The organism is Streptomyces sp. ISL-36 (assembly GCF_018614205.1).
GTDB lineage: Bacteria > Actinomycetota > Actinomycetes > Streptomycetales > Streptomycetaceae > Streptomyces.
Genome location: NZ_JAGGOS010000144.1, coordinates 1 through 11,509, shown reverse-complemented (window position 1 = coordinate 11,509; position 11,509 = coordinate 1). Strand labels below are relative to the sequence as shown.

General features: G+C 72.3%; 9 protein-coding genes. 5 read left to right on the top strand and 4 right to left on the bottom strand.

Annotation, left to right across the window (positions count from 1 at the left end; genetic code table 11):
• Positions 1 to 146 precede the first annotated feature (146 nt).
• Entirely contained in the window at positions 147 to 1,160 is a 1,014-nt protein-coding gene (locus tag J7E93_RS31805) for a PHP domain-containing protein (protein ID WP_215073500.1), read from the top strand.
• Positions 1,161 to 1,296: 136 nt separating this feature from the next.
• Here J7E93_RS31805 and J7E93_RS31800 read toward each other — a convergent pair whose 3' ends face one another.
• On the bottom strand, positions 1,297 to 2,688 hold the full coding sequence (locus tag J7E93_RS31800; protein ID WP_215073499.1) for an NADP-dependent succinic semialdehyde dehydrogenase: 1,392 nt from the start codon (positions 2,686 to 2,688) through the stop codon (positions 1,297 to 1,299).
• Between the two features lie 265 nt (positions 2,689 to 2,953).
• Positions 2,954 to 3,649, bottom strand: a complete 696-nt coding sequence (locus J7E93_RS31795) for a ThuA domain-containing protein (protein WP_308368851.1) — start codon at positions 3,647 to 3,649, stop codon at positions 2,954 to 2,956.
• A 252-nt stretch (positions 3,650 to 3,901) separates the two neighbouring features.
• Here J7E93_RS31795 and J7E93_RS31790 point away from each other — a divergent pair, with 252 nt between their 5' ends.
• Positions 3,902 to 4,708, top strand: a complete 807-nt coding sequence (locus J7E93_RS31790; RefSeq protein ID WP_215073497.1) for a class II aldolase/adducin family protein — start codon at positions 3,902 to 3,904, stop codon at positions 4,706 to 4,708.
• 114 nt (positions 4,709 to 4,822) lie between these two features.
• Here J7E93_RS31790 and J7E93_RS31785 read toward each other — a convergent pair whose 3' ends face one another.
• Positions 4,823 to 5,461, bottom strand: a complete 639-nt coding sequence (locus tag J7E93_RS31785; protein WP_215073496.1) for a TetR/AcrR family transcriptional regulator — start codon at positions 5,459 to 5,461, stop codon at positions 4,823 to 4,825.
• A gap of 90 nt (positions 5,462 to 5,551) precedes the next feature.
• Between J7E93_RS31785 and J7E93_RS31780 the strand changes: the two genes are divergently transcribed.
• The 3 genes from J7E93_RS31780 to J7E93_RS31770 are packed head-to-tail and all read left to right on the top strand — an operon-like array spanning position 5,552 to position 9,871.
• Positions 5,552 to 8,188, top strand: a complete 2,637-nt coding sequence (locus J7E93_RS31780) for an FHA domain-containing protein (RefSeq protein WP_215073495.1) — start codon at positions 5,552 to 5,554, stop codon at positions 8,186 to 8,188.
• 22 nt (positions 8,189 to 8,210) lie between these two features.
• Complete coding sequence (locus J7E93_RS31775) at positions 8,211 to 8,882, top strand: hypothetical protein (RefSeq protein ID WP_215073494.1); 672 nt, start codon at positions 8,211 to 8,213, stop codon at positions 8,880 to 8,882.
• Positions 8,882 to 9,871: a serine/threonine-protein kinase gene (locus J7E93_RS31770; protein WP_215073493.1), complete on the top strand. Its 990-nt coding sequence runs from the start codon at positions 8,882 to 8,884 to the stop codon at positions 9,869 to 9,871. Before J7E93_RS31775 ends, J7E93_RS31770 begins: the two co-directional genes overlap by 1 nt.
• Before the next feature lie 118 nt (positions 9,872 to 9,989).
• On the opposite strand, the gene J7E93_RS31765 is transcribed toward J7E93_RS31770, so the two are convergent.
• Positions 9,990 to 11,324, bottom strand: a complete 1,335-nt coding sequence (locus J7E93_RS31765) for a streptophobe family protein (RefSeq protein ID WP_308368850.1) — start codon at positions 11,322 to 11,324, stop codon at positions 9,990 to 9,992.
• Positions 11,325 to 11,509: the final 185 nt, after the last annotated feature.

Here is an 11,509-nt window from a genome sequence, read left to right as displayed (position 1 = left end):
AGCGGGGTCAGGAGCGGGGTCGGGATCGGGGTCGGGATCGGGGTCGGGGGCAGGAGCGGTGGGCGGGGCGAGGGCGGGAATGTCGGCCGGGCCGGAGAGGCCGGCCCGAGCCCGAGCGGGCGAAGGAACGAACGAAGGAGCGCGCGATGGATCCCGTGGCGGCGCTTGACCGGATCGCCTTCCTGTTGGAGCGCGCCCAGGCACCCTCGTACCGGGTCCGGGCGTTCCGTACCGCTTCGGCCGCCGTCGCGGCCATGTCGGACGGCGAGGCGGCAAGGCGCGCGGCGGCCGGGACACTGGAGTCGGTCAAGGGTATCGGGCCGAAGACGGCGGCGGTGATCGCGGAGGCGCTGGACGGGCAGGTCCCGGCGTATCTGGCCCGCTTGGAGGAGGAGATCGACGTACCGCCGGTCGCGGGCGGCGAGACCTTGCGGGCGGCGCTGCGCGGCGACTGCCATCTGCACTCCGACTGGTCCGACGGCGGCAGCACGATCGAGGACATGGGCCGTACGGCGGCGAGGATCGGACACGAGTGGGCCGTACTGACCGATCACTCGCCGAGGCTCACGGTGGCGCGCGGCCTGTCACCGGAGCGGCTGCGCGAGCAACTGGACGTGGTGGCACGGCTGAACGAGGAGTGGGCACCGTTCCGGCTGCTGACCGGGATCGAGTGCGACATTCTGGAGGACGGCTCGCTGGACCAGGAACCGGAGCTGCTCGACCGGTTGGACGTGGTGGTCGGCTCGGTCCACTCGAAGCTGCGGATGGACGCGCCGGCCATGACGCGGCGGATGGAGAAGGCCGTACGAAATCCGCTGATGGACGTCCTCGGTCACTGCACGGGCCGCCTGGTGAGCGGTGGGCGGTTGCGGCCCGAGTCGGCGTTCGATGCGGAGCGGGTCTTCGCCGCCTGCGCGGAGTCACGGACGGCGGTGGAGATCAACAGCCGTCCTGAGCGGCTCGATCCGCCGCGCCGGCTGCTGCGGCAGGCGGTGGAGGCGGGTGTCTGGTTCGCGGTGGACACGGACGCCCACGCGCCGGGACAGCTGGAGTGGCAGATCTTCGGCTGCGCGCGGGCGGAGGAGTGCGGGGTGCCGGTGGATCGGGTGATCAACACCTGGTCGGCGGAGGAGTTGCTGGCGTGGGCACGGGGCGAGTGACCGACGCGGAGTGACGTGCGACGCGGGGACGGGCTCGGTGACCGAGTCGGGGTGAGTGACCGAGCCGCGGTGAGTGGTCAGGCCAGGGGTGGGTGGTCAGGCCAGGGTTGAGTGGTGAGGCCGGGGTGAGTGGTCCTCACGTGCGCTGCCAGACGGTGGTGGCGTTGCAGAACTCACGGATGCCGTGTCCGGAGAGTTCACGCCCGTAGCCGGAGCGCTTCACGCCGCCGAAGGGAAGGGCCGGGTGGGAGGCGGTCATACCGTTGACGAAGACGCCGCCGGCCTCCAGGTCCCGTACGAAGAGGTCGATGTCGCCGTGGTCACGGGTCCAGACGTTCGAACTGAGGCCGAAGGGCGAGTCGTTGGCGACGGCCACCGCCTCCTCGATCGTGCTCACCGGGTAGAGGGTGGCGACCGGACCGAAGGTCTCCTCCCGGTGGATGCGCATTCCGGGGGTGATGCCGGTGAGCACAGTGGGGCTGTAGTACCAGCCGCGCGGCCGGTCCTCGGGACGGCCTCCGCCGCACAGGACGGTGGCGCCCGCGCGTACGGCGTCGTCGACGAGTTCTTCGAGGTCGGTACGGCCCCGCTCGGTGGCGAGGGGACCGACGTCGGTCGACTCGTCGAGAGGGTCGCCGACGGTCAGGGCGTTCATGGCGGCGGTGAAGCGCTCGGCGAAGTCGTCGTAGACATCGGTGTGGACGATGAACCGCTTGGCGGCGATGCAGGACTGGCCGTTGTTCTGCACGCGCGCGGTGACGGCGGTCTTGACGGCCCGGGGGAGGTCGGCGGAGGGCATGACGATGTACGGGTCGCTGCCGCCGAGCTCCAGGACGGTCTTCTTGACCTCGTCGCCGGCGACGGCGGCGACGGAGCGACCGGCCGGCTCGCTGCCGGTCAGGGTGGCGGCGGCGACCCTGGGGTCGCGCAGGACGGCCTCCACGGCGCCGGAACCGATGAGGAGGGTCTGGAAGCAGCCCTCGGGGAATCCGGCGCGGCGGAAGAGGTCTCCGAGGTAGAGGGCGGTCCTGGGGACGTTCGAGGCGTGCTTGAGGAGTCCGGTGTTGCCCGCCATGAGGGCGGGCGCGGCGAACCGGACGACCTGCCAGAGAGGGAAGTTCCAGGGCATGACGGCGAGGATCGCGCCGAGGGGGCGGTAGTGGACACGGGCGGTGTCGGCGCCGGAGTCGCGGACGTCCGCCTCCGCGGGATGCTCGTCGGCGAGGAGCGCCTCGGCGTGGTCGGCGTACCAGCGCATGGCCTTGGCGCACTTGGCGGCCTCGGCGCGGGCGGCCGTGATCGGCTTGCCCATCTCGGTGGTCATCGTCCGGGCGACGTCCTCGGCGTCCTCGTCGAGGAGATCGGCGGCGCGGCGCATGAGTCGGGTGCGCTCGGCGAAGGGCGTGGTGCGGTACTGCCGGAAGGTGTCGTACGCCGCGGCGACGCGCCGCTCGACCTCCTCCTGCCCGTGGGCGTCGTACGTCCGCAGTGTCTCGCCGGTCGCGGGATTCACGGTGGCGATGGCCATGTCTCTCCTCCTGCCGTCTCCCCACGGGAACCCTCCCGCGCCTGGGCCCGCGGCGCAATCGGGGGCGGTACGCGGGGGTGGCCGGGCCTCGGGACGGCCGGCGGAGCACACGAGCAGGGCAAGGCAGGGCAGAGGCCGAGGCCGGGAGGGCAGGGAAGGGGCAGAGGCCGGGGGCGGGAGGGCAGGGAAGGGGCAGAGGCCGGGGCTCTCGTCCCGTCAGCGCTTCCCTGTCCCGTCGGTGCTTCCCCCTGTCGTGGCTTCCCCGTCAGAGCTTCGGGGAGGCGTGGGGCGAGCGGGATCCATCGCCCGCCACCCAGTGCAGCGCCCCCGCCAGGTGCGCGCGGAACGTCTCGTCCCCGTACGCCTCGGGCGAGTGCCCGAGCGCCGTGAAGAACACCCTGCCGCGCCCCGCCTCACGGCTCCACACCAGGGGATGCTCCGCGCCCAGGGTGCCGCCCCGGTAGGTCGACTCGTCCGCGCGGGCCAGCACCCGTACGCCCGTCCCCCGCGGGTTCGACGTGAAGTTGTACCACTCGTCCGTCCACTCCCACCGGCCCGGCAACGGCGCCGTCGACGGGTGGTCGTGTGTGTCCACGCACACCACGCCCGGCTGGATCTCGGGGTGACCGTCGAAGCGTGTGCCGAGGAGGTCCCCGTAGAAGGGCCAATCGGGTTCCGCGTTGGCCGCCGCGTGGATCGCGAGGAAGCCCCCGCCGCCGCCGACGTACGCCTCGAAGGCCGTACGGCCCTCCGGGGTCAGTACGGCCCCGGTCGTCGACAGGAAGACCACCGCCGCGCAGGCGCCCAGCCGCTCCGGCGTGAAGACCTCGGGGTCCTCCGTCCTCTCGGCCGCGAAACCGGCCGCCTCCGCCAGTTCGGCGAGTGCGGCCGCGCCGGCCGGGATCGACTCGTGCCGGTAGCCCGAAGTACGGGTGTAGATCAGGACGTCGGTGTGCGGCACGAGGTCTGGCTCCCAGCGTGGCGTGGCGTGGCGTGGCCTGAGTAAGCGCTTTCTCCGTGACCGTAGCCATCCAGGCGCCCGCGCCGCAAGGCCGTTCCCCTTTGGCGGTCCGTCCTTTCGCGGGGTGCGAGAGCGCACCCTCCATTGCCCCATCGGATGCACGTCTGTATCTTTTGGCGCGCCCGAACTGCCCCGGTGCCGCTCGCACTGCCCAGGACCCCCGGCATGACCGCGCCCCTCCCGAGGAGCCCCATGAGCACCCTTCCGCCCGCTCTGGCCGCAGCCGTCGGCCCCATGCCCGACGGGGTCACCCTCCCCCTGCCGCCCACCTTCGACTCGCCGGAGGAGGAGCGGCAGTACCGCAAGGAGCAACTCGCCGCCGGCTTCCGGATATTCGGCCGGTTCGGCTTCTCCGAGGGCGTCGCCGGACACATCACCGTCCGCGACCCGGAGAACCCGGACGCCTTCTGGGTCAACCCGTTCGGGATGAGCTTCAGCCAGATCAAGGCGTCCGACCTCGTCCTCGTCGACCACGAAGGCACCCTGCTCTCCGGCAACCGCCCCGTGAACCGTGCCGCCTTCGTCATCCACTCGCGGGTCCACGCGGCCCGCCCCGACGCCGTGGCCGCCGCACACTCCCACTCGCTGCACGGCAAGGCCTTCTCCAGCCTCGGCATCCCGCTGGATCCGATCACCCAGGACGCGTGCGCCTTCTTCGAGGACCACGGGATCTACGACGACTACCGGGGCGTGGTCAACGAGCTGGACGAGGGCGACCGCGTCGCGAAGGCGCTCGGCGACCACAAGGCCGTCATCCTCAAGAACCACGGGCTGCTCACGGTCGGGCACTCGGTCGCCGAGGCCGTCTGGTGGTTCGTCACCATGGAACGCTCCTGCCAGGCCCAACTGTTGGCGATGGCCGCCGGTACGCCGCAGCTCATCGACCGCGAGACGGCGCTGATCACTCGGGGCCAGGTGGGTACGCACCTGGCCGGCTGGTTCCAGGCCCGTCCGCTGTGGGATCAGATCACGGTGTCGGACCCGGATCTGTTCGACTGACCGGCTCGCCCCGGTCGTTCGACGCGGCCCAGTCGACCTGCTCGTTCGACTCGTCCCGCTCGACCCGATCGTTCGACTCGTCCCGCTCCTCCCACCCCTCCCCTCCCGCCGTTTTCAACCCGTCGGGCCGCGCGCCCCGTCCGGGCCGATCTCGCGCGACGAGGCGGCCAGGAGCGGGGCGAGGAAGTCCCGTTCGAGACTGCCCGGCGGAAGCTCCTCCGGCTCAACATAGCTCTGCGCCAGCCCGCCCTCCCGCAGGGCGATCACCAGTCGCGCGAACCGGTCGGCGTCCACGGTCAGTTCGCGTCCCGCCCGGCGCAGTACCGTCTCCAGACCGCGGGCGATCTCGGCCCGCAGCCGGGCGTCGTGGCGGGCGAGCACCCAGGCCGCCTGGGGATCGCGGATGGCGTGCAGGGTGAACTCGGTGGTGACCAGGTACCAGTCACGTTCGTCCGGCTCGACCCGGGAGGCGAGCACGGCGAGCCGCTCCAGCGTGTACTCCTCGGCGGGGAGCGCGTCGATCGCCTCCGCGAGGCGCCGTACGACTCGTTCGCTGTGCTCGTCGAACAGGGCGAGGAAAAGCTCTTCCTTGCTCGCGAAGTTCGAGTAGTAGGCACCGCGGGTGTAGCCGGCGCGCTCGCAGATCTGCTCGATCGTGGTCGCGTGGAAGCCGTGCTCGGCGAAGGTCTCCAGTGCGGCCTTCAACAGGGCGGCCCGGGTCCGGGGGCGGCGCTTGGTGACACCTTTCGGCACGGGGTGGACTCTCCTTCGACACGATCGAGTCGCCCACGATACCGGCGCCTCTCGGAGGCACGGATCTCTCCCGGAAGATAAAATTCACGCATGGGACAGCGGCCCGTCGTGCCCGCCGCACCCGAGCTCGTCCTCGAGATCGACGGGGACGCCACCGTGATGAGTCCGAGCCGGGTTTACCGCATCGGGCGCGACCCCACCAGCGACATCGTGCTCGCGGACGCCCGGACGTCCTGGCACCACGCGGTCCTGCGGGCCGTAGGTGACCACTGGACGCTGGAGGACGAGGGCAGCACGAACGGCACGTTCGCGGACAGCCGGCGCATCGCCCTGCGCGAGGTCGGTCCCGGGACGGTCATACGGTTCGGGCATCCCGGAGACGGCCCGCGCGCCGTCCTGTCCGGCCGCGCTCCCGCGCAGGAACCGGAGACCCGCCGCGCCCCCGCGCCAGAACCGGAGACCCGCCGCGCCCCCGCGCCAGAACCGGAGACCCGCCGCGCTCCCGCGCAGGAACCGGAGACCCGCCGCGCCCCCGCGCAGGAACCGGAGGCCCGCCGCGCGCCCGCGCGGGAGCCCGAGCCCTCGGCGCCCGTACCACCCCCGCCTGTACCACCCCCTGTACCGGTCCCGCAGCCGCCGGCGCCCGCGCCGCCTCGGACTCCGCCGCGGCCCTCCTCCGTCTCGTATCCCGCCGCCACCGGGACGTTCCGGCAGCCGACCTCGATCCGGCCGCTGCCCACCCGTACCGTGCGGATCGGCCGGGCCCCCGACAACGATCTGGTCGTCGACGATCTGGTGGTCTCCCGGCGCCATGCGGAACTCCGCGCCCATCCGGACGGCACCTACTGGATCCAGGATCTCGACAGTCACAACGGCACCTACCTCAACGGCCGTCCCGTGGCCCACGCGCGCGTGACCCCGGACGACATCGTCGGCATCGGTCACTCCGCGTTCTGCCTCATCGGGGACCAGCTCGTCGAGTTCACCGACACCGGCGAGGTCTCCCTCGACGTCCAGGACCTCGCCGTGACCGTGGGCCGGAGCGGCCGCGGCGGACGCGGCGGCAGGGCCGGACGGGGCGGCCGGGGACGAGAGGACCGCAAGACCCTCCTGGACGACGTCTCCTTCCCCGTCGGCCAGAAGTCCCTGCTCGCCGTGATCGGGCCGTCCGGGGCGGGCAAGTCGACCCTCCTCGGGGCGCTCACCGGTCAGCGCCCCGCCGACCGGGGCACGGTGCTGTACGACGGGCGCGACCTCTACCGGGACTACGCCGAACTGCGCCAGCGCATCGGACTCGTCCCTCAGGACGACATCCTGCACCTTCAGCTGACCGTCCGACGGGCCCTCGGCTACGCCGCCGAGCTCCGCTTCCCCGAGGACACGGCGGCGGACGAACGCCGGGCCAGGGTCGACGAGGTCATCTCCGAACTCGGCCTGACCGAGCGGGCGGAGCAGCCCATCCACAGCCTCTCCGGCGGCCAGCGCAAACGCGTCAGCGTGGCCCTCGAACTGCTCACCAAGCCGTCGCTGCTCTTTCTCGACGAGCCGACCTCCGGCCTCGACCCCGGCATGGACCGCTCGGTGATGCACATGCTGCGCGGGCTCGCCGACGACGGACGGACGGTCATCGTCGTCACGCACAGCGTGCTGAGCCTGGACGTCTGCGACCGGCTGCTGGTCCTCGCACCGGGGGGACGGGTCGCGTACTACGGACCGCCGGACGAGACGCCGGCCTTCTTCGGGTTCGCCCAGTGGCCGGAGGCGTTCGAAGCCTTCGAGAACGACCGCGGTCGCGACTGGGCCGGTCAGTACCGCGCCTCGCGCTTCCACCGCCGGTACATCGCCGACGCGATGAACCGGCCACCCCTGCCCGCCTCGGGAACGGTGCCGGAGCCCGCGCCGCCGCCCAAGCCGCAGAGCTGGGGGTCCCAGCTCCGTACGCTCGTACGCCGCTACGCCGCCGCCCTCTCCGCCGACCGGACCTTCCTGGCCATCATGGTCGCCCTGCCGTTCGTGATGGGAGCGATGGCCCGGGCGCTGTCGGAGGGCAGTCTGGGACCCGAGTCGACGATGAACGTGCTGCTCATCCTCTGTGTCGGCGGCGTCCTGACGGGCGCCGCGAACGCGGTGCGCGAGCTGGTGAAGGAGCGCACGATCTACCGGCGGGAGAGAGCCGTCGGCCTGTCCCGTTCCGCGTATCTGATGTCCAAGGTCGTGGTCCTCGGCCTGATCACGGTCGTCCAGGCCGTGGTCCTGACGCTCGTCGCTCTGATCGGTGTGCCGTTGAACGTGCCGGACGGCAAGGGTGTGCTCCTTCCGCCTCTCGTGGAGCTCACCCTCGCGGTCGCCCTCCTGTCCTTCACGGCGATGATGCTGGGCCTGTTCGTCTCCGGACTGGTACGCAAGGAGGAGGTGACGATGCCGCTGCTCGTCCTCCTCGCCATCGTCCAGGTGGTGTTCTGCGGCGCCCTGCTGACGGTCCACGGCTCGCCCGTCCTGGAACAGCTGGCGTGGCTGGTGCCGTCGCGATGGGCCTTCGCCGCGATGGGCGCGACCATCGACATCGGCAGGATCGCACCGAGCGAGAAGACGGACGATCCACTGCTCCACCACACGCTGGAGGCCTGGCTGTTCGACATGGGGATGCTGGTGGTGCTCTGCCTCGTCCTCGGCTACGCCGTCGCGCGGCTGCTGCGCCGCCACGAGCCGGTGATCATGCGGAAGTAGGACGAGGGAAGGCAGGCGGCCCATGGGCATCCCGGTCACTCCACCGGTACCGGAGTACGTTCCGGACTTCCGGCCGACGCACGTCGTGCCCCGCGACGGCCTGCCCGCCTGGGAGGCACCCGATCTGGGGCTGCCCACCGTGCCGCTCGACGCGTTCCTCCCCGTGCAGCTCGTGGAGCGGGTCGGCGAGTGGGGGCAGATCCTGTGCTCGAACGGCTGGTCGGCCTGGGTCGACGCCCGGCTCCTCGTCCCTGTACCCGTGGACCCTCCCGAGGCCCGCAAGCCACTCGCCAGGACCGCCGATCCCCGGCCGCTGATCGCCCGCGTCGAGGAGTCACTCGGCCGCTACCGGCGGGCGGCGGAGGAACTGGCGGCGGGGCGGACGGACGGGGAGACGTTCCGCAGGCGCACACGGGGGCTCCGGGTGGGGATGGTGGTCGACGGCGAGTCGCTGTGGCTGTACGACGCCGAGCACGAGCGCTGGGTGTACTGCGACGGGATCGGGCTCACCACCTACGCGTCCTCGGCCGGGCCCTCGGCGGGCGCCGCCGTACCGGTCGACGCGGCCGCCGGCCACGAACCGACCCAGGTGGTGGCGCGGGTCGACGGACGGATCGAGGGCCGGGGCGCCGAGCCGGCCGGCCCGCCGCCCACGCAGGTCGTGGACCGGGCCCAGCTGCCGGGTGAGGACTGATGGCCGGCGCGACCCGGGACACGGACCTGCCCGTGGGCCGGGAGTCAGGACTCGTCGGGAAGCAGATCGCCGGCTATGTGGTGCAGGCCGAGATCGGTCGCGGCGGGATGGCCGTCGTCTACCGGGCGCGGGATGTGCGACTGGACCGGACGGTGGCCCTGAAGCTGCTGGCACCCGAGCTGGCCCGTAACGACACTTTCCGCAAGCGGTTCGCGCACGAGTCGCGGGTGGCGGCCGCGATCGACCATCCGCACATCGTCCCGGTCTTCGAGGCGGGCGAGACGGAGGGCGTGCTGTACATCGCGATGCGGTACGTCCCCGGGCAGGACCTGCGGGCGCTCCTTGACCGCGAGGGGGCGCTGGCGCCGGTGAAGGCGGGGCGGATCGCCGTCCAGGTGGCCTCGGCGCTGGACGCGGCGCACGCGCACGATCTGGTCCACCGGGATGTGAAGCCGGGCAACATCCTGGTCGCCGAGGGCACGGACCGCGACCATCCGGAGCATGTCTATCTCACGGACTTCGGGCTGACGAAGAAGTCGCTGTCCCTGACCGGTCTGACGACGGTCGGGCAGTTCGTGGGCACGCTCGACTACGTGGCGCCGGAGCAGATCTCCGGGAGGCCGGTGGACGGCCGGTGCGACGTGTACAGCCTGGCGTGCGTGGTCTTCGAGACGCTCACGGGGGTGCCGCCGTTCCGGCGCGACGACGACATGGCGCTGCTCTGGGCCCATCAGTACGATCCGCCGCCGCCGCTTTCGGCGGAGCGGTCCGGACTTCCGGAGGCGGCGGACGGGGTGCTCGCGAAGGCCTTGGCGAAGGCACCGGAGGAGCGGTACGGGACGTGTCTGGAGTTCGTCACCGCGCTGCGGGCAGCCCTGGAGCGGGGCGGTCCGGGGCCGGTACGACGGGAGGGCACGGGAGACCCCGAGCCGCCGGCCGCACCACCGATGCCGCCGAAGTGGGCCCTTCCGGTGTTCCGGGAGCCTTAGGTCCGTGCGCCGTGGGGGGTCTCTGAGCCTTGGGTCCGTGCGCCTTGGGGTTTCGGCTCCGGACCGTGGCTCCGTGCGCCTTGGGGACTCTCCCATATGTCCTTACGGGCTTACGGGCTTACGGGCGCTCGGGCCGGGGGCCCGGCCGGGCGGCGGCCTTGCCGGGGCCGGTCTCGTCCTGGTCGAGGCCGGTCTCGATCTCGCCGCGGCGGTGGACACGGGAGGCCAGCAGGCCGCCGATGAGGCCGGCGGCGAGGCCCCAGAGCAGGGCGAACCCCGCCGTCTTCCAGACGTGGGGGCGCAGCAGGACCTCGCCGCCGAGGGATTCGAGTTCACCGATCCCGAGGATGGACAGACCCATGCGCGCCTCGACGAGCGTGACGGGGGCGACGACCAGGATGGCGAGGGCGAAGGCGACCCCCAGGTGGAGGGCGTGCTGCCAGAGCCGGATCCGGGCCGGCGAGCGGACGGCCGCCACGAAGGCCGCTCCGAGGACCAGGACGGCAGCCATGGGCAGCAGCCACCATGCCCGGGAGTCGTGGGAGGAGAGCGAGGACAGGTCCACGGTGGAGAACCCGGAGGCACCCGGATCGCGCAGGACGGCGTCCAGGATCTGTGGCATGGGCAGCCCGAACGGCCCCTCGACCCTGCCCTCCCAGGAGCCCCCGATGCCGACACCGAGACCGAGCCAGCTGACGTTGGGCAGGCCGAGCAGGACGACGGCGAGGGTCTCGGCCGGGTGGCCCTTGGTGGCCGCCACGACCACGCCGATGACCAGCGCGATCAGGACGTACGCGAGCAGCAGGAGGAGCATCGCGAAGGCGGCCGGGCGGACGGGCTCCTGGTACCGGACGAGCCGGGCCGGCAGCGGGGCTCTGCGGGAGACGAGCAGCGCGATGAGCAGGACCCCGAGGATCCACAGGAGGCCGTAGAGGAGGGTGAGGCCCACGTCGGTGCGGAAGCCGACGGTGGGGTTCACCGCTTCGAGCAGCTCGCCGAAGAGGTCGGAGAGCGTGTCCTGACCTTCGCCACCGCCGATCGAGATGCGGAAGTCGTACTGGGCGAGGGCGGAGATGCCGGCGAGCGCGGCCAGCCAGAGGACGACGGTGCGGGCGAGCCGGGCGAGCAGGTCACGGGTACGGGCGACGGCGTGGTGGCGCATCGGGCGCAGGAAGCAGATGCCGGTGACGAGTGCGCCCACCAGGGTGACGGTGAGCGGCATGGCGGTGAGTTCGGCGTTCGTACCGGCGAGCGCCCCCGCGTCGCCGGAGAGGTCGACCTGTCCGCCCGCGGCCATGACGACGACCGCGGCGACGATGTTCGGGAAGCCGCCGGGCAGGTCGGCCGCGCCCGCGGCCCACAGGCCGAGTGCGGCGGTGACGGCCATCGCCAGGAATCCGGCGACGACGGCGGCGAGGGCTTCGCCCCACTGGCGGACGAGGTGGCTGCTCACCCGGCCCACGCTAGTACCGGCAGGTGCTGTCCGCTTGCGGGCGGGACCGGTCCGGAGCACACAATGGGCGCGGAACGGAAGAAAGGGAGAAACGTGACTTCCCAACCCCCGTCCGGCCGTCCTTCGGTGCCCCCCACCGGCCCGCCTTCGGGCCCCCTCTCGGGTCCCGGCGCCCGCCCCGGCTC

What these genes read in the sequence shown, in the direction of transcription:
- J7E93_RS31805 (WP_215073500.1), top strand. Translation starts at nt 147, where the DNA reads ATGGATCCCGTGGCGGCGCTTGACCGGATCGCCTTCCTGTTGGAGCGC.
- J7E93_RS31800 (WP_215073499.1), bottom strand. Translation starts at nt 2,688, where the DNA reads ATGGCCATCGCCACCGTGAATCCCGCGACCGGCGAGACACTGCGGACG.
- J7E93_RS31790 (WP_215073497.1), top strand. Translation starts at nt 3,902, where the DNA reads ATGAGCACCCTTCCGCCCGCTCTGGCCGCAGCCGTCGGCCCCATGCCC.
- J7E93_RS31780 (WP_215073495.1), top strand. Translation starts at nt 5,552, where the DNA reads ATGGGACAGCGGCCCGTCGTGCCCGCCGCACCCGAGCTCGTCCTCGAG.
- J7E93_RS31775 (WP_215073494.1), top strand. Translation starts at nt 8,211, where the DNA reads ATGGGCATCCCGGTCACTCCACCGGTACCGGAGTACGTTCCGGACTTC.
- J7E93_RS31770 (WP_215073493.1), top strand. Translation starts at nt 8,882, where the DNA reads ATGGCCGGCGCGACCCGGGACACGGACCTGCCCGTGGGCCGGGAGTCA.